Annotated in this window: 15 protein-coding genes; 14 read left to right on the top strand and 1 reads right to left on the bottom strand. The window is 75.7% G+C overall.

All coding sequences use genetic code 11. From position 1 onward, the window contains the following. Positions 1–36: 36 nt before the first annotated feature. Entirely contained in the window at positions 37–1,692 is a 1,656-nt protein-coding gene (locus tag BGO37_RS07155) for a C40 family peptidase (protein ID WP_291753496.1), read from the top strand. A 211-nt stretch (positions 1,693–1,903) separates the two neighbouring features. Here the strand turns inward: BGO37_RS07155 and BGO37_RS07150 are convergent, their stop codons facing one another. Next, a complete protein-coding gene (locus BGO37_RS07150; protein ID WP_291753494.1) occupies positions 1,904–2,401 on the bottom strand; it encodes an inorganic diphosphatase in 498 nt (165 codons plus the stop codon). Positions 2,402–2,555: 154 nt separating this feature from the next. Between BGO37_RS07150 and dacB the strand changes: the two genes are divergently transcribed. The 13 genes from dacB to panC all read left to right on the top strand — a co-directional run bounded on the left by dacB (position 2,556) and on the right by panC (position 18,031). Then, the gene (gene dacB / locus BGO37_RS07145; RefSeq protein WP_291753493.1) at positions 2,556–3,974 is read left to right on the top strand and encodes a D-alanyl-D-alanine carboxypeptidase/D-alanyl-D-alanine-endopeptidase; all 1,419 of its coding nucleotides are present in this window, start codon (positions 2,556–2,558) and stop codon (positions 3,972–3,974) included. A 32-nt stretch (positions 3,975–4,006) separates the two neighbouring features. Next, positions 4,007–5,056, top strand: coding sequence for a zinc-dependent metalloprotease (locus BGO37_RS07140; RefSeq protein WP_291753492.1), 1,050 nt, complete (start codon positions 4,007–4,009; stop codon positions 5,054–5,056). Positions 5,057–5,403: 347 nt separating this feature from the next. Beyond that, positions 5,404–6,453, top strand: coding sequence for a tRNA lysidine(34) synthetase TilS (gene tilS / locus BGO37_RS07135; RefSeq protein WP_291753490.1), 1,050 nt, complete (start codon positions 5,404–5,406; stop codon positions 6,451–6,453). Positions 6,454–6,465: 12 nt separating this feature from the next. Then, positions 6,466–7,020 (top strand): hypoxanthine phosphoribosyltransferase, encoded by a 555-nt coding sequence (gene hpt / locus BGO37_RS07130; protein WP_291753489.1) that lies wholly within the window; start codon positions 6,466–6,468, stop codon positions 7,018–7,020. Between the two features lie 147 nt (positions 7,021–7,167). Further along, positions 7,168–9,186, top strand: coding sequence for an ATP-dependent zinc metalloprotease FtsH (gene ftsH, locus BGO37_RS07125; protein WP_291753488.1), 2,019 nt, complete (start codon positions 7,168–7,170; stop codon positions 9,184–9,186). 1 nt (position 9,187) lies between these two features. Continuing rightward, complete coding sequence (folE, locus tag BGO37_RS07120) at positions 9,188–9,817, top strand: GTP cyclohydrolase I FolE (RefSeq protein ID WP_291753487.1); 630 nt, start codon at positions 9,188–9,190, stop codon at positions 9,815–9,817. Positions 9,818–9,918: 101 nt separating this feature from the next. After that, on the top strand, positions 9,919–10,785 hold the full coding sequence (gene folP / locus BGO37_RS07115; RefSeq protein WP_291754550.1) for a dihydropteroate synthase: 867 nt from the start codon (positions 9,919–9,921) through the stop codon (positions 10,783–10,785). After that, the gene (folK, locus tag BGO37_RS07110) at positions 10,778–12,922 is read left to right on the top strand and encodes a 2-amino-4-hydroxy-6-hydroxymethyldihydropteridine diphosphokinase (protein WP_291753486.1); all 2,145 of its coding nucleotides are present in this window, start codon (positions 10,778–10,780) and stop codon (positions 12,920–12,922) included. The genes folP and folK overlap by 8 nt, the downstream gene beginning before the upstream one ends. Next, a complete protein-coding gene (locus tag BGO37_RS07105) occupies positions 12,922–13,410 on the top strand; it encodes a DUF3180 domain-containing protein (RefSeq protein ID WP_291753484.1) in 489 nt (162 codons plus the stop codon). Before folK ends, BGO37_RS07105 begins: the two co-directional genes overlap by 1 nt. Before the next feature lie 216 nt (positions 13,411–13,626). Beyond that, entirely contained in the window at positions 13,627–14,115 is a 489-nt protein-coding gene (locus BGO37_RS07100; protein WP_291753482.1) for a PH domain-containing protein, read from the top strand. Positions 14,116–14,152: 37 nt separating this feature from the next. Then, the gene (locus tag BGO37_RS07095; RefSeq protein ID WP_291753481.1) at positions 14,153–15,964 is read left to right on the top strand and encodes a PH domain-containing protein; all 1,812 of its coding nucleotides are present in this window, start codon (positions 14,153–14,155) and stop codon (positions 15,962–15,964) included. Positions 15,965–16,211: 247 nt separating this feature from the next. Beyond that, positions 16,212–17,150: a DUF2520 domain-containing protein gene (locus tag BGO37_RS07090; RefSeq protein WP_291753479.1), complete on the top strand. Its 939-nt coding sequence runs from the start codon at positions 16,212–16,214 to the stop codon at positions 17,148–17,150. Next, positions 17,147–18,031 (top strand): pantoate--beta-alanine ligase, encoded by an 885-nt coding sequence (panC, locus tag BGO37_RS07085; RefSeq protein ID WP_291753477.1) that lies wholly within the window; start codon positions 17,147–17,149, stop codon positions 18,029–18,031. The genes BGO37_RS07090 and panC overlap by 4 nt, the downstream gene beginning before the upstream one ends. The last annotated feature ends 63 nt before the right edge of the window (positions 18,032–18,094 follow it).

Here is an 18,094-nt window from a genome sequence, read left to right as displayed (position 1 = left end):
TCACTTCTGGGATTTGCGCAGGTAGCGTGCCGTGTCGTGACGACGCACGACGAGCGAGCGGCCCGCGGCCTCGGCCGTCCCGGCGCCGCGGCACGGGCGCTCGTCACCTCGTCGGGCTCGGCTCGAACCCACGCCGGCGGTTCCCCCAAGGGCCGCCCGCGACGCGCACTCGCGGCTGCTGGACTGTGCGGCGCCCTGCTCGTCGGCTCGCCGCTCTCGGCCACCGCCGCACCGGCGCCCACGCCGACTCCGCCGAGCGCGCAGGGCGTCCAGCGGGCGCAGGCGGCCGTGCAGTCCGCCGGCGCCGACGTCGCCGCGATGGAGGTCCGCCTCGCGCAGCTCGCGGCGGTCGCCGACGACGCCCAGGTCGCCGTCGGCAAGGCCGGTGAGGTGTACGCGGGGGCGCTCTCGGCCGCCCAGGCGGCCCAGCAGACCGCCGACGACGCCGCGACGCGCGCGCACCAGGCCGACGCGGACGCCGAGCAGGCCCGCCAGAACCTCATGGCCTACGCGCGCGAGATGGCCCGCTCCGGCGGCTCGATCGACGCCATCGAGGCCCTGCTCTCGGCCAACGGGTTCCAGGACGTCGCCCAGCGCACGGCCGACCTGTCGCGGCTGACCGGCAAGGCCGACGAGACGGTCCAGCAGTACCGGGCGGCGCAGCTCGTCGCGCAGACGCTGCGCCAGCGGGCCGACGACGCCGCGAAGGTCGCCTCGGCCAAGCAGTCCGACGCGCAGGCCGCCCTCCAGGCGGCGCAGAAGACGCAGACCGACGCCGACGCCCAGGTCGCGGCTGCCGCCGCCGAGCGCACCAGCCTCATCGCGAAGCTCGCCGCGGCGCAGCAGACGAGCGTGGCCGTGGAGCAGGCACGGCAGGACTCCATCGACGCCCAGAACCGGCAGCGGCAGGAGGACGCCGCGAAGGCCGCCCGGCTCGCGCAGCAGCCGGCCGGGGGGACGACCGGCGCCACGACCTCGGGCGGCGCGGGTTCGTCGGGCACGACGACCGGCGGCGGGACGACCGGCGGCGGGACGACAGGCGGCACCGGGACGACCGGCGGCACGACGACCGGCGGGACCGGGACCACGGGCGGCGGCACCACCGACGGCACCGGGACCACGGGCGGCGGCACCACGGGCGGCGGCACCACCGACGGCACCGGGACCACCGGCGGCGGCACGACGGGCGGCACCGGGTCGACAGGTGGCACGGGCACGGACACCGGCTCGGGAACCGGTACGAGCGGCTCGTCGGGCACCGGATCGGGCACCGGTTCGTCGGGCGGCGCCTACGGCCTGGGCACCGGCCGCTCGCTGGGCACCGCCGCTCAGGGCCAGGCGGCGGTCGGTTTCGCGGAGACGCAGCTGGGCAAGCCGTACATCTGGGGCGGCGTCGGTCCCACCGGCTACGACTGCTCCGGCCTCACCCAGTGGGCGTGGCGGCAGGCCGGCGTTGTCATCAACCGCGTCGCGGCCGACCAGTACAAGCAGGTGCTGAAGATCGCCTACGCCGACTTGCGCCCCGGTGACCTGGTGTTCTGGTCCGACGACCCCTCCGACCCGAACGCCGTGTACCACGTGGCGATGTGGGCCGGCAACGGCCAGATCGTGGAGGCGTCGCGGCCCGGCGTCCCCCTGCGCGTCACGTCGATGCGCTGGTCCGGCACCATGCCGTACGCCGGGCGTCCGTAGCCCGCGCCACCCGCGCAGGGGCGGGTCGACCGCGCACCGAGGCGGTCGTCCCGTGGGCGTCCGCCTGACGGGCGTACACCGGGCGGACATGCGCGAGACGTCCTCGTCGCCGATGCCGGTGGGCCGGGCGCGAGGCTCGCTCTGACGGCGCGCCCATCCCGCTGGAATGCGCCGGTTGGGTCCAGCCGCGCTCGTCGGCGGCCGGCTCGGGTCAGTGCGTGACGTAGCCCGCGTCGATGGCGCGCTGACGGGAGCGCTCGATCTCGGCCTCCGCCTCGGCGCGGCCCACCCAGTGGGCGCCCTCGACCGACTTGCCGGGCTCGAGGTCCTTGTAGACCTCGAAGAAGTGCTGGATCTCCAGGCGGTGGAAGTCCGAGACGTCGTCGATGTCCTGGCGCCAGGCGGCGCGCTGGTCACCGGTCGGCACGCACAGCACCTTGTCGTCGCCGCCGTTCTCGTCGCGCATGCGGAACATGCCGAGCGCGCGGCAGCGGATGAGGCAGCCGGGGAAGGTCGGCTCCTCCAGCAGCACCAGGGCGTCCAGCGGGTCGCCGTCCTCGCCGAGAGTCCCCTCGATGAAGCCGTAGTCGTCGGGGTAGCGCGTCGAGGTGAAGAGCATCCGGTCCAGCCGGATCCGCCCGGTGGCGTGGTCGACCTCGTACTTGTTGCGCTGCCCCTTGGGGATCTCGATCGTGACGTCGAACTCCACGGTTCTCCCTCTCCGTCACCGGGCCGGGCGTCAGCCGGCGGCGGGCGGCACGCCGTGACGGCCCGGTGCGTGCCGATGGTCTGACAGTAGTGTGACGCACGGCGGCGCCTCCACCGCCGCCGGCCGCTGCCGGTCGACGAGCGGTGAGGGTGTGATGGGCAGAGCGGGCAAGGTCGTGGGCACCGGGCTGCTCGTCGTCGTGCTCGCCGCCGGCGCCTACGTCGTCGCCGACGCGTACGACCTGGTCCCCGGCGGGCTGACGCTGGCCGCCCCGCCGCCACCGGCCCTGCCGTTCCCCGCGGCACCCGGTGTGGCGGCCGCGCGTGCGGCCGCGGCGCCCGTCCTCACGGAGCCCGACCCGAACGCGCCGATGCCGGCGGCGGGGGTCCTCCAGGCTCGCGTGGACGCACTCGTGGCGAACGCCGCCCTCGGCCCGACGACGGGCGTCGTCGTCGCCGACCGCCTCAGCGGCGAGGTGCTGGCCACGCACCTGCCGGACGAGGCCCGCGTCCCCGCGTCCACCGCCAAGCTGCTCACGGCCACGGCGGCGCTGGGCACCCTGGACCCGCGGGGCACCTTGCCGACGACGGTGCTCGCGGGCGGCAGCGCCGACGAGCTCGTGCTGCGGGGCGGCGGCGACATGATGCTGGCGGCCGGCGCTGGCGACCCCGCCGCCGTCGTCGGGCACGCCGGGATGGCGGACCTCGCCGACCAGGTCGCCAAGGACCTCAAGCTCCGGGGCACGACGACCGTGCGGCTGCGCGTCGACGACACCTTGTTCTCCGGCCCGGGGCTGGCGCCGGGCTGGACCGCGTCGGAGGTCAACCTCGGCTACGTCGCCCCGATCGCGTCGATCGCCGTCAACATCGCCAAGACGAAGGACGGCGAGTACGTGCCGCGCTTCACCGACCCCGCGATGAACGCGGGGAAGGTGTTCGCCCAACGGCTCGCGGAGGCCGGCATCACGGTGAGCGGGTCGCCGACGCGCGGCACGGCGCCGTCGGGCGCGCGCGTCCTCGGGCAGGTGGACTCGGCGCCGCTCGGCGACGTCGTCCGGTACGCGCTGACCACCTCGGACAACACGATCGCCGAGGTGCTCGGCCGGCTGGTCGCGGTGGGCCAGGGCCTGCCCGCGAGCTTCGGCGGCGCGACGCAGGGCGTGCTCCACGCGCTCGGCACGCTCGGCATCGAGACCGCCGGCGACCACCTGTCCGACTGCTCGGGCCTGGACGCCGGTTCGGGGATCACGCCGCGCACGCTGGTCGGCGTCGTGCTCGCGTCGCAGGACCCGAAGCGCCCGGCCCTGCGCGACATCGCCGCGGGCGTCCCCATCGCCGGGCTGACGGGGACCCTGTCCGACCGGTTCATCGGCACCCCCGCCAGCGGCGAGGTGCGTGCCAAGACCGGCAGCCTGCCGAGCGTGACGAGCCTGGCGGGGACGCTGACCACCGCCGACGGCCGGCAGCTGGCCTTCGCCGTGATGGCGGACGCGACCGGCGCCATCGGCCAGGAGCCGCCACGCCGGGTCATCGACCCGTTCATCGAGGGCCTCGTCGGCTGCGGCTGCCGGTAGCCCGTTCGGCCGGGTCGGTTACGGTGGCGGGCATGGCTGCTTCCGCCGACGCCACGGCACCCGTCGACTGGGACCTCGCCGCGTCGGTCGCCGCCCGGCTGGCCCCGCCCGGTCCCACCGGGACGCACGACGAGCTCGCCACGCTGGTCGTCGAGCTGCGTGCGGTGGCGGCACGGGCCGCCGACGAGGTCGTCGCCGTGACCGGCCTGCAGCCCGCGGACGGCGCGCGCTGGCCCGCGCCCGTGCTCGTCGTCGACCGTGCGGGCTGGGCCAAGGGGAACACGCAGTCGCTGGCGGCGCTGACGGCGCCGCTGACCGCGCTGGCCGGTCGCACGTCGCCCGCGACGCGGGCGACCGCGGGGCTGCAGGTCGGCGGCGTGCTGGCCCTGCTGGCCGGGCGCGTGCTCGGCCAGTTCGACCCCTTCGGGTCGGCCGAGGGCCGGCTGCTGCTCGTCGCGCCCAACGTGCTCGAGGTCGCCCGTCGCCTGGAGGTGGACGCCTCCGACTTCCGCCTCTGGGTGGCGCTGCACGAGCAGACGCACGCGCTCCAGTTCGCGGTCGCGCCCTGGCTGGCCACCCACCTGCGGGGGCGGATGGAGTCGCTGCTCGAGGACCTCGGTCCGGACAAGGTGTTCGGCACGGGCGACCTCGGGACGGTCGTCGGCGCCGTCGCGAAGGCGCTCACGGGGCAGGAGGGCGGCGGGCTGCTCGGCCTGCTGTCGCCGCCGCAGCGCGCGGCGTTCGACGAGGTCGGCGCGGTGATGGCCCTCATGGAGGGGCATGCCGACGTGACGATGGACCAGGTGGGGCCCGCGGTGGTGCCGTCGGTGGCGACCATCCGGCGCCGGTTCGAGGCCCGCCGGCAGTCCGCCGCGACCTCGGTCGGTCCCGCGGGGCTGGCGCGCCGGCTGCTGGGGATGGACCTCAAGCTGGCGCAGTACCGCGACGGCGCCGCGTTCGTGCGCGGCGTGCGCGACCGCGTCGGGGCGGGGTTCGACGCGGTGTGGGAGTCGTCCGAGACGTTGCCAACCGCGGCCGAGATCGCCGACCCGTCGCTCTGGGTGGCCCGCGTCCACCCCTGACACCGCGCGCACCGCGCGCACCACGCCTGGTGGTCACCCCGGTGGCCTCGGCGCCGCACGTCGATCTCGGCGCCCGCGCCACGTCGGTGGTTTCGCGCCGCGCGGTGGTCTCAGCTCGCGCCACGTCGGTGGTTTCGCGCCGGATCGGTGCATCTATCTACCGAACCGGCGCCGAAGCACCGAGTCGGCGGACCCCGCCGGGCGCACCCGCCCCGAGTCGGTGGACCCGCCGGGCACGCCCGAACCGAGTCGACACACCCGACCGCGCGCGCCGGCTCCCAGCCGGCGGGCTCGCGGGACGGGCGGGCTGTGCCGCGCGCGGCGCGGTCATCCGGGAGCATGGGCACGTGACCGGTCCCGCACCCGCCGTCGCCGCCGTGCGCGTGGCGGTGCGGCGCGCGCTGGCCGGCCTGCCGGCCGGCTCGCTCGTCCTCGTCGCCTGCTCCGGCGGCCCGGACTCCCTCGCGCTGGCGGCCGGCCTCGCCTTCGTCGGTCCGCGCGCCGGCCTGCGGGCCGGCGCGGTCGTCGTGGACCATGCGCTGCAGGCGGCGTCCGACGAGGTCGCGGCCCGCGCCGCCACGGCCTGCCGGGCGCTGGGCCTGGCCCCGGTCGTCGTGCGGCGTGTGGCCGTGGCCGGGCCGGGCGGCCCGGAGGCGGCGGCGCGCGAGGCCCGGTACGCGGCGCTGTCCGCCGTGGCCGACGAGACCGGCGCGGCCGCGGTCCTCCTGGGCCACACGCGCGACGACCAGGCGGAGACGGTGCTGCTGGGGCTGGCCCGCGGCTCGGGGCCGCGCTCGCTCGCGGGCATGGCGCCGGTGGCGGGCCCCTACCGGCGGCCCCTGCTCGGGATCACCCGGGCGCAGACACTCGAGGCATGCGTGGCCCAGGGTCTCGAGCCGTGGCACGACCCGACCAACACGGCCGGACGCAACCTCCGGTCACGGGTGCGCGGCGAGGCCATGCCCGCGCTCGAGGAGGTGCTCGGCCCCGGCGTCACGGCGGCGCTGGCGCGCACGGCCGATCTCACCCGCGAGCAGGCGGACGCGCTCGACGAGCTCGCCGCCGACCTCCTCGCCCGCGCCGCCACCTCCCCCGCTGCGGGAACCGCACCTGTGGCTGCCATGGCGACCGAACGTGGGGACGCCGGGGGAGCCGGCGTGGGGTGGGACGTCGGCGTGCTGGCCGGTGCGCCCGACGGGCTGCGGCGGGCGGCGCTGCACGCGGCCGCGCTCGCGGCCGGCGCCACGCCTGGTGCCCTCGGCCGCGCGCACGTGCTCGCGCTCGACGCGCTCGTCGTCGGCTGGCACGGGCAGGGCCCGGTGGCGCTTCCCGGCGGGCTGGAGGCGGCCCGGCGGTGTGGCAGGCTCTTCCTGCAGCGAGGGACGACACGGGAGTAGGCAGGTAACAGGGTGGACGCCGCAGACATGGGCTCGGACCTGGAGCGCGTGCTCCTCACGCAGGAGCAGCTGCATGCCCGGCTCGACGAGATGGCGGCGCAGATCGACGCCGACCACGTGGGCACCGAGCTGCTGCTCGTCGGCGTGCTCAAGGGCGCCGTCATGGTGATGGCCGACCTGGCGCGCCGCGTGCACACGCCGATCCAGATGGACTGGATGGCCGTCTCGTCGTACGGCTCGGGCACCAAGTCGAGCGGCGTGGTCCGCATCCTCAAGGACCTCGACACCGACCTCATCGGCCGGCACGTGCTCATCGTCGAGGACATCGTCGACTCGGGACTCACCCTGTCGTGGCTGCTGTCCAACCTGCGCTCGCGCGGCCCGGCGAGCGTCGAGGTCGCCGCCCTGCTGCGCAAGCCGGACGCCGCGAAGGTCGACGTCGAGGTCAAGTACGTCGGTTTCGACATCCCCTCGGAGTTCGTCGTCGGCTACGGCCTGGACTACGCCGAGAAGTACCGGAACCTGCCGTTCGTCGGGACCCTCGCGCCGCACGTCTACGCGGGCTGACGCCACCGACGGCCCCGGCCGCCGTACGCGCGGCGTGGGGAGCTCGTGAGCCCTTGGCGAACACCAAGGGAACCCTTGAAAAGTCCGTGTACCGTCGAGGCCAGCGTCCCTGACACAGGAGGATGAGGGGCCCCGCCCCGATCGCCCATGAACTTCAAGCGCCTCGCCCGCGGACCGATCCTCTGGGTGGTCCTCGCCATCGTGCTGATCCTGCTCGCGTTCAGCACCCTGAACGCGCCCTCGTCCCAGAAGATCGACGCGTCGGACGGGCTCGCGCTGCTCGCGGCAAAGCCGACCACGGTCGAGCAGGCGAGGATCACCGACGGCGTCCAGCGCGTCGACCTGACTCTCACCTCGGACTTCACCAAGAACGGCCACGACTACGGCAAGCAGGTCCAGTTCTTCTACGTCGCCCCGATGGGTCCGCAGGTGGTCCAGGCGGTGACGTCGGCGGACCTCGCCAAGGGCTTTGACGCGGTCAACCCGCAGACGTCGTGGTGGTCCAGCCTGCTCGGGCTGCTGCTGCCGTTCGTCATCATCCTGGGGCTGTTCTGGTTCCTCATGTCGAACATGCAGGGTGGCGGCAACCGCGTGATGAGCTTCGGCAAGTCCCGCGCGAAGCTCGTCAGCAAGGAGTCGCCGCAGGTGACGTTCGCCGACGTCGCCGGGGTCGACGAGGCCGTCGAGGAGCTCCAGGAGATCAAGGAGTTCCTCTCCGAACCCGCCAAGTTCCAGGCGGTCGGCGCCAAGATCCCCAAGGGCGTGCTGCTCTACGGCCCGCCCGGCACCGGGAAGACGCTGCTGGCCCGGGCCGTCGCCGGCGAGGCGGGCGTCCCGTTCTACTCGATCTCCGGCTCGGACTTCGTCGAGATGTTCGTCGGCGTCGGTGCCAGCCGCGTCCGTGACCTGTTCGACCAGGCGAAGCAGAACGCGCCGGCGATCATCTTCGTCGACGAGATCGACGCCGTCGGCCGCCACCGCGGCGCGGGCCTGGGCGGCGGGCACGACGAGCGGGAGCAGACGCTCAACCAGATGCTCGTCGAGATGGACGGGTTCGACGTCAAGACGAACGTCATCATGATCGCCGCCACCAACCGGCCGGACATCCTCGACCCCGCCCTGCTGCGTCCCGGGCGCTTCGACCGGCAGGTCGCGGTCGACCCGCCGGACCTCAAGGGCCGCGAGCACATCCTCAACGTCCACGCCAAGGGCAAGCCGATGGCCCCGGCCGTCGACCTCACCGCCGTCGCTCGTCGCACGCCCGGCTTCACCGGCGCGGACCTGGCCAACGTGCTCAACGAGGCCGCGCTGCTCACCGCGCGCCAGAGCGCCCGCGTCATCGACGACCACGCGCTCGACGAGGCCATCGACCGCGTCGTCGCCGGGCCGCAGAAGCGCACGCGCGTCATGAGCGACAAGGACAAGAAGATCACCGCGTACCACGAGGGCGGGCACGCCCTGGTCGCGTCGGCGCTGCGCTACACCGACCCGGTGACGAAGGTGACGATCCTGCCGCGCGGCCGGGCCCTCGGCTACACGATGGTCATGCCGCTCGAGGACAAGTACTCCGTGACGCGCAACGAGCTGCTCGACCAGCTGGCCTACGCGATGGGCGGCCGCGTCGCCGAGGAGCTCGTGTTCCACGACCCGACGAGCGGGGCGAGCAACGACATCGAGAAGGCGACCGACACCGCCCGCAAGATGGTCACGCAGTTCGGCATGAGCGCGACGCTGGGCGCCGTCAAGCTGGGCCAGGAGTCGTCCGAGGTGTTCCTCGGCCGCGACGTCGGCCACCAGCGCGACTACTCCGAGGACGTCGCCTCCGTCATCGACGTCGAGGTCCGCCAGCTCGTCGAGCGGGCGCACGACGAGGCGTGGGCGGTGCTGACGGAGAACCGCGACCTCCTCGACCGGCTGGTGCTCGCCCTCCTGGAGAAGGAGACGCTCAACGCCGAGGAGCTCGCGGTGATCTTCGCGGACGTCCGCAAGCGGCCGGAGCGCGAGGTGTGGCTGTCGAGCGAGGAGCGGTCGGTGGGCGCCGGCCCGGTGCTGACGGCCGCCGAGCAGGCCGCGGCGCTCAACGGCCACGGCTCCGTCGACGGGCAGAACGGCGAGCGGCGCCAGAAGGTCGACGAGACCATCGACGCGGGCGCCGAGCAGGTGTGACATGGCGGCCGCCGACGAGCCCGTCTCGGTGATCGGGCCGGTGTCCAGCGACGGACGCGCCGTGCGCCCGTACGACGCCGCGCGCGTGGAGGCGGCGATCAGCGAGCTGCTGCTCGCGATCGGGGAGGACCCGACGCGCGAGGGGCTGCGCGACACGCCCGCCCGCGTCGCCCGCGCCTACCGCGAGATGTTCGCCGGCCTGTTCATGGACCCGAAGGACGCCCTGACGACGACGTTCGACCTCGGGCACCAGGAGATGGTGCTGGTGCGGGACATCGAGGTGTACTCGACGTGCGAGCACCACCTGGTGCCGTTCCACGGCGTGGCGCACGTCGGCTACATCCCCGGCCCGGACGGTCGCATCACCGGGTTGTCGAAGCTCGCGCGGCTGGTCGACGTGTACGCGCGGCGGCCGCAGGTGCAGGAGCGGCTGACGACCCAGATCGCCGACGCGCTCGTGGAGGTGCTGCGCCCGAGCGGCGTCATCGTCGTCGTGGACTGCGAGCACCTCTGCATGTCGATGCGCGGGGTGCGCAAGCCGGGGTCGCGCACCACGACGAGCGCCGTCCGGGGACAGATGCGCGACGCCGCCACCCGCGCCGAGGCCATGAGCCTCGTGCTCGGTCGCTGACAGGTCGCGCCGTGCCGAGCGGTCTGCGCCCCGTCGCGCCGGGCGGACCCCTCGGGCCCGTCGGGCTGCGGCACCTCGGCGACGGCCGGCGGGCGCTCGTCATGGGCGTCGTCAACGTCACCCCGGACTCGTTCTCCGACGGCGGCCGCTGGTTCGAGCCGAGCGCGGCCGTGGCCCACGGTCGTTCGCTGCTGGACGAGGGCGCGGACATCCTCGACGTCGGTGGCGAGTCGACGCGCCCCGGGGCGGCACGCGTGCCGGTCGACGAGGAGCTGCGGCGCGTCGTGCCCGTGATCGAGGCGCTCGCGCGGGCCGGTGCCGCCGTGTCGGTGGACACCACGCGGGCGCTCGTCGCTCGTCGGGCGCTGGACGCGGGCGCGGTCCTGGTCAACGACGTCTCCGGCGGCCTGGCCGACGAGGAGATGTACGCCGTGGTGGCCGAGGCCGGCGTCGCCTACGTCACCATGCACTGGCGCGGGCACGCCGACGTGATGGACGCCAACGACGTCTACGGCGACGTGGTCGCCGACGTGCGGCGCGAGCTCGCCGCCCGGGTCGAGGCCATGCGGGCGGCCGGGGTCCGCGACGAGCAGGTGGTGCTGGACCCGGGGCTCGGCTTCGCCAAGGCGGGTGCGAGCAACTGGCCCCTGCTGGCCCGCATCGGTGAGCTCGTCGGCGACGGGTTCCCGGTGCTCGTCGGCGCCAGCCGCAAGCGGTTCCTGGGGCACCTGCTCGCCGCGCCGGACGGCGCGCTCGCGCCGCCGCTGGACCGCGACGAGGCCACGCACGCGATCAGCGCGCTCGTCGCCGCGGCGGGCGCCTGGGCGGTCCGCGTCCACGACGTTCGGGGTACCGTCCACGCCGTACGGGTGGCTACCGCGTGGCACGGCGCAGGCGGCAGGATCTGCACGGACAGGACGGCGGGGCGCGACGAGGCGCCGGTGGCGGGAGGAACGGCCAGTGAGTGACGAGCCGGTGGTCGACGAGCAGGGCAGGCGGCTGGACCGGGTCGCCCTGACGGGCATCGGTGCGACCGGCCACCACGGCGTGCACCAGTTCGAGCGGGACGAGGGCCAGCCGTTCCTCGCCGACGTCGTGCTGCACCTCGACACCCGGCGCGCCGCGGCGGGCGACGACCTCGCCCGGACCGTCGACTACGGCGTCGTGGCGCGGCGCGTGCACGCCGTCCTCGCGGGCGAGCCGGTCGCGCTCATCGAGACCGTCGCCGAGCGGATCGCCGCCACGGTGCTCGCGGACCCCGGCGTGCACACGGTCGACGTCACGGTGCACAAGCCGCAGGCGCCCGTCGAAGTCCCGTTCGAGGACGTCTCCGTCTCGATCCGCCGCGACCGCGCCAAGCTGCCGGCCGCGGAGCCGTACCGGGAGGCGGATGCCACCATCGGCCTGGCGCCCGACGAGCCCGGCGTCGCGGCGCCGGACGACGAGGACGCCGTGGACGGCGAGATCGTCCTCGACCAGCTCGACGAGCGGCCGGGCGCCCCCGTCGACGTGGTGCTGGCGATGGGCGGCAACCTCGGCCCGGTGGCCGAGACGCTGCGGACCGCCGTGCACGAGCTCACGCAGGTCTCCGGCCTCGAGGTGACAGCGGTGTCGCCCCTGGCGCGCACGGCCGCGGTCGGCGGCCCCGACCAGCCGGACTTCCTCAACGCCGTCGTGCTGGCGCGCACCACGCTCGCGCCGCGGGAGGTGCTGCGCGCGTGCCAGGGGATCGAGAACGCGCACGGCCGCCAGCGCTCGGTGCACTGGGGTCCGCGCACGCTCGACATCGACGTGATCGTCTACGGCTCCGTGCTCGCGGTGACCGACGACCTCGAGCTGCCGCATCCCCGGGCGCACCAGCGCGCCTTCGTCCTGCAGCCGTGGGCGCAGGCCGACCCCGAGGCCGTGCTGCCGGGCCTCGGCGGCGGGCCGGTCGCCGCGCTCGCCGAGACCGCGCCGGACCGTGACGGCGTGCGCTGGCTCGCCCTCGACTGGCTCACCGACCCGATCCCGACGACCGGCGCCACACCCGCCGGCGGCCGCGGCGGCGGTCACGTGGCCGGTCATACGGTCCGCCTCACCCCGGCCGTGCCTGTCCGCTCGGCGACGTCGGTGCGCACGGCGAGCGCGTCGGCGTCCGCCGCCCCGGGGATGCCCGTTGTCCCGGGGATGTCGGCCATGCCGCCTGCCCCCGGGATGCCGGTCGTGCCGCCTGCCCCGGGGATGTCTGTCATGCCGCCAGCCCCGGGGATGTCGGTCGTGCCGCCTGCCCCGGGGATGTCGGTCGTGCCGCCCGCTCCCGGGATGCCGGTCGTGCCGCCCGCTCCCGGGATGCCGGTCGTGCCGCCCGCTCCCGGGATGCCGGGCCTGTCGCCCGCTCCGGGGATGTCGGTCCTGCCTCCCGCCCCCGCGGCGCCGGTCGTGCCGCCTGCTCTCGGGACGTCGGCGCCGCCGCCCGCCCCGGGGATGTCGGTCCTGCCGCCCCTCCCGGCGATGCCCGAGGTCCCACCGAGCTCGGTGACGTCGGTCCCTCCGGCGACCCCGGCGTCCTCGGCGGTCCCGACGCCCTCGGCGTCGGCCATCCCGACGAGCCCGGCGATGCCGGCGTCACCGGGAGGTCAGGTCCCGCTGTGGAGCCCGGTGATCCCGGCGGTGCCGGCCACACCGGTGGCGCCCGCGACCGGTGCACCGGCGAGCCTCGGCGCACAGCCGGAGCCGTGGCTCCCGGCGGTGCCGACAGCTCCCCAGACGACCGCGACCACAGGGGGCTGGACGGAGCCCTGGAGCCCGACGGACCCGGCGGGCACCGCGGGTCGGGTCGAGCCGTGGACCCCGGCGGACGTCGCGCCGGCGGGCCCGACGGGAGAGCTTGCCCCCTGGCCACCGGTGGACACGCCAGCGCCGTTGAGGCCTGCGAGCCCGTTGGAGCCGTGGAGTCCCCCGGACGCCCAGGCACCGGCGGACTCCGAGGCCCCTGCCGACCCGGCGGCGCCCGCGAGCCCTGAGGGGTCCACCGGCCCGGCGGCGCCGCCGAGCAGCCCGGCACGTCCCGTGGGTCCGACGGGAACGGCTGCGACGCCGGTCGTCGCGCCCTGGGAGCCGTGATGCGGCGGACCCGCTGGGAGACGCTCGTCGGCGTCGCCCTCGTCGTCGGCGTGCTGGCCGCCCTGCTCACCATGCGGCTCGACCGCTCGGGACCGGGCATGCCACGCGTCGCGTGGCCGGTCGCGGTCGTCGAGCTCCTCATCGCGGCGGTGGTGTTCGCGATGGGGTGGGCGGTGCGGCAGTTCCTGCGTGGCAAGCGGCCCGGGCTCGACCCGATCCGTGCCGCCCGGACGGCGGTGCTCGCCAAGGCTGCGTGCTACACGGGTGCTCTGCTCACCGGCTGGTACGGCGGGCAGGTCGTCGCGTACCTGGGGGACAGCGCGATGCCGGCCAACGGCGGCCGGGCGGTCTCCGCAGCGGTGGCGGCCGGCGGTGCCGTGGTGCTCGCCGTCGTCGGGCTCGTCGTCGAGTGGTTCTGCCGTGTGCCGCCTCAGGACGACGAGAAGCAGCGCGAGCCCGGCGTGACCCCGGACCCCGCAGCGTCCTGAGAGGCGTCACCGCGGTCCCCGCCGCGTCCTGACGGCATCGCCGGACCCACCGCTCTGTCACGGCGCTGCGGGCCGCGGACCGGCGGCGGCGCGGCCGGTCCGCGGGTCCCGGCGACGCGCCGGACGTGGCGCGGTGCGCCCGATCGGATGCTGCGGCGACGACCACGCTCCCCGGGTCCCGTCCGCCCTGACGCCCCCGGGTGCCAGGATGGCCGTATGGCCCCTGCGGACCCGTTCTCCCTCGACCTGACCTGGACACAGGTCTCACCGCGACTCGCCGCCGCGCGGCTGACGGTCGCCGCCGCCTGGCTCGTCCCGCTGCTCGTCGTCGCCGTGCTGCCACCAGTGCTGAGCGGCATCGCGTGGCTGTGGGTGCTGCCGGCGGTCGTCGTGCTGCTCGCGCTGTGGCTGCTGTGGCTCGTGCCGCGGCAGGTCGGTGCGCTGCGCTACGCCGAGCGGGACGACGACCTGCTGATCCGCCGCGGCATCATGTTCCGCTCGCTCGTCGTCGTGCCGTACGGGCGGATGCAGTTCGTCGACGTCAAGGCCGGGCCGATCGACCGTGCCATGGGCATCGCGCGGGTCCAGCTGCACACGGCGTCGCCGTCGTCGGACGCGTGGATCGCGGGCCTGCCGCCGGCCGAGGCTGCGCGGCTGCGCGAGCGGCTGGCGTCGCGCGGCGAGGCGCGGCTGGCGGGCCTGTGAGCACGCCTGTCGAGCTCGCCGGGGCGGGGGTCCGGCGATGAGCGTCCCGGCACCGGTCCGGCCGGAGGGCGTCGGCGAGGACGGCTACGTCTGGCGGCGGATGCACCCGGTGACGCCCCTGCTGCGGGGCTGGAAGATCATCGCCGCGGTCCTCATCATCGCGTCGACCCAGTTCACCGGGGACATCCGCGGCGCGGCGCGCCTGCTCGGCGGCGACGGCTGGGTCGCGGTGCTCGGCGGGTTCGTCCTCGTCGCCCTGGTCGCGGTCGCCTGGTCGTTCGTCTCGTGGCGCGTCACCCGGTACGCCGTGACCGACGAGGCCGTCCACCTGCGGCAGGGCATCGTCTTCCGGCAGCAGCGGCAGGCACGCCTCGACCGGCTCCAGGCGATCGACGTCGTGCAGCCGCTGCTCGCGCGGCTCGTCGGGCTCTCGGAGCTGCGCCTCGAGGTGGCCGGTGGGGCGGGCTCGCGGGTGTCGCTGGCCTTCCTCCGCGAGACGGAGGCGGACGCGCTGCGTGCCGAGCTGCTGGCCCTGGCGGCCGGGCTCCGTCGGCCGGGCACCCCGGGCGAGCGCACGACGAGCGCGGCCGCGCCGGGCGCCGCCCGACCCCTCGACCAGGCACCGTCCTGGTTCCCGGGAGCCGCTGCGGAGCCTGCGGCGGGCATGGCCGGCTCGTCGGGCGAACGGCTCGAGGGGGCGGCTCAGGACGGTTCGGAGCCGTCGTCGTCCGGTGTCACCTCGTGGGCGCCGTACGGCTCGCAGCCGGCCTCGTCGTCCGGGACGCCGGCCGCCTACGGCGCGCAGCCGGCTTCGTCGGCCGACGCGTCCGGGATCCCGGCCGCGGACGGTTCGCTCGCCGGGCCGCCCGCGGGGGCCGTCCCGAGCTACGCGGACGCGCGCTACGCCCGCCCGTACCCGGCGGCCACGACCCGGCCCGGTGCGGTCACCGAGCCCACGTTCGCGACGGCGCCGGAGCACCTCGTCTACGAGCTGCCGATGCCTCGGCTGCTCGGGTCGATCATCCTGTCCGGCGGCACGGTGTGGTTCGCCCTCTTCATCGTCGCGATCGTCGTGATGATTTCGGTGAGCGCGCCGTTCGAGGCCATCTACTCCCTGGTCCCGATGGCGTTCGCCCTGTTCAGCTTCTTCTGGCAGCGGATCAACGGGAGCGCCACGTTCCGGGCCGCGACCTCGCCGGACGGCATCCGGCTGCGCCACGGGCTCACCGAGACCCGGTTGCAGACCCTGCCACCGGGGCGTGTCCAGGCCGTGCGGCTGCACCAGCCGCTGCTGTGGCGCGGCAAGGACTGGTGGCGGGTCGTCGTCAACGTGGCCGGCTACGCCGGCGACCGCGAGAAGCAGGGCACCGAGACGGTGCTCCATCCGGTCGCCACGCGCGACGAGGCGCTGCTCGCCCTCTGGCTCGTCCTGCCCGACCTCGGCGTGGACGACCCGCGCGCGGCGGTCCAGGCGGGGCTCGTCGGCCTGGGCGAGGACGGCGGGTACACGGCCGCACCGCGGCGCTCGCGGTGGGTCGACCCGATCGGCTGGCGTCGGCACGGCGTGCTGGTGACGCGGCGGGCGCTGCTGCTGCGGTCCGGCCGCTTCTGGCGGCGGCTCGACGTGGTGCCGCACGAGCGGACCCAGTCCCTGGCCCTCGAGCAGGGGCCGCTGCAGCGCCAGCTGGACGTCGCGTCGGTCGCCGCGCACTCGGTGCACGGCCCGGTGGTGCCGCGGATCGAGCACCTGGACACCGCGGTGGCGGTCGCGCTGCTGGAGGAGCAGGCGGAGCGGGCCCGGCACGCCCGGCGGACGGCCGCACCCGAGCAGTGGATGCGGAGCCGGTGATGCCCGCGCCGCTCGGCCGGCCCGGCCCTGAGCCGGGCCGCGGCGGTGGGTCGCGGTGGGTCGGCGACCCGGCCCGTCATGCCTGCGGGGCTCGGTCGCGGTGGGTCGACGACCGGGTCCGCCACGCCTGCGGCGTTTCGTCGAGGTGGGTCGGCGACCGGGTCCGTCCTGCCTGCGGCGCCGCGTTGCGACGGACCGACGACCGGGTCCGCCACACCGGTCGCCTGAGCCACGCGGCCGCACGGCGGTGAGCGCGCCCTCCGAGCGACCCGGGCGGCTCGGCGTCGGCATCGTCGGCGCGGGCCGCGTCGGGGCGGTGCTCGGCAACGCGCTGCGGGCCGCCGGCCACCCGGTCGTCGCGGTGAGTGCGGTGTCCCAGGAGTCGCTGGAGCGTGCCGAGATGCTCCTGCCCGGCGTACCGGTCGTCGAGATCCCGGAGGTGGTGCGCCGCGCGGAGCTCGTCCTGCTCGCAGTGCCCGACGACGCCCTCGCGCCCCTCGTCACCGGCCTGGCGGCCACGGGCGCGTGGCAGGTCGGCCAGCTCGTCGTGCACACCGCCGGTCGGTACGGGACCGCGGTCCTCGATCCCGCCCGGTCCGCGGGCGCGATCCCGCTCGCGATCCATCCGGCGATGACCTTCACGGGCACGTCGCTCGACCTGCACCGCCTCGAGGGCTGCCCGTTCGCCGTCACCGCCCCCGCCGCCGTCCTGCCCATCGCGCAGGCGCTCGTCGTCGAGATCGGAGGTGAGCCGGTCGTCGTCGCCGAGGCCGCCCGCGGGCTCTACCACGCGGGGCTCGCCCACGGGGCGAACCACCTCACCGTGCTCGTCGCGCAGGCGGCGGCGGCCCTCGCGGCGGCGGGCGTCGACGACCCGGGCCGGATGCTGCGCCCGCTCCTGGAGGCGGCGCTCGACGGCGCCCTCCGCGCCGAGTCGCGGGGGGGCGGGCCAGGTGCCATCGCCGCGCTGACGGGCCCGGTGCGCCGCGGCGACGCCGGCACGGTGGCAGAGCACCTCGACGTGCTCACGGGGCTGGCCGCCGCGACGGGGAGCGTCGACGTCGTCGAGGGGTACCGTGCTCTGGCGCGGGCGGCGACCGTCCGCGCCGTCGCCGCGGGTCTGCTCGACGAGGCCGCGGCGCAGCGCCTGTTGGACGCGCTGGCAGGCTCGAAGGAGGACCGATGACCCGCCTCGTGGCGGACACGGCCGCGCTCGCCGCGGCGCTCGGCGCGCAGGACGAGGAGCCCGTCGGCGGTCACCAGCACCGCCGCGCGGTCGTCATGACCATGGGCGCCCTGCACGCCGGGCACCTCGCCCTGGTGCGCCGCGCTCGCGAGCTCGCCGACCACGTGGTGGTGACGATCTTCGTCAACCCGCTGCAGTTCGGGCCGGCTGAGGACCTCGACCGCTACCCCCGCGACCTCGAGGGTGACCTCGCCCTGCTCAGCGGCGACGGCCTGCTCGGCGACGGCGACGTGGTCTTCGCCCCGACCCCTGCGGTCATGTACCCGGAGGGCGATCCCGTGGTCAGGGTGACCGCCGGTCGCATCGGGGAGGTGCTCGAGGGCGGCTTCCGCCCCGGCCACCTGGACGGGGTGCTCACCGTGGTGCTCAAGCTCATGCACCTCACCCGTCCGGGCGTCGCGCTCTTCGGCCAGAAGGACGCCCAGCAGCTCGCCGCCGTCCGGCGCATGGTGCGCGACCTCGACGTGCCACTCACGGTGGTGGGCGTGCCGATCGTCCGCGACTCCGACGGCCTCGCGCTGTCGTCGCGCAACGCCTACCTCACCGCCGACGAACGCCGACGCGCCCTCTGCCTCTCGCGATCGCTCGCCGCGGCGCGGTCGGCGGCCGACGAAGGCGGCGCGTCGGACCAGATCCTCGCGGCGGCCGTCGCCGTGCTCACCGGTGCCGAGGGCGTCGACTCCCTCGACTACGCCGCGCTCGTCGACCCGTCCTCCTTCGAGGAGGTCGCCCCGGGCGCGACCGGCCCGGCGCTCCTCGTGCTGGCCGCGCGCGTCGGCGCGACCCGCCTGATCGACAACGGGGAGCTCACCCTCCGCTGAGGGTGCCCGTCAGTTCGTCGTTCCGCGAGGGCGTGCCCGGCTGGTCGTCGGATCGGCGCACGG

The sequence above is a fragment of the Cellulomonas sp. 73-92 genome (assembly GCF_001898175.1).
GTDB lineage: Bacteria > Actinomycetota > Actinomycetes > Actinomycetales > Cellulomonadaceae > Cellulomonas.
The sequence above is the reverse complement of the archived record's forward strand: the minus strand, read 5'-3'. Positions and strand labels throughout refer to the sequence as shown.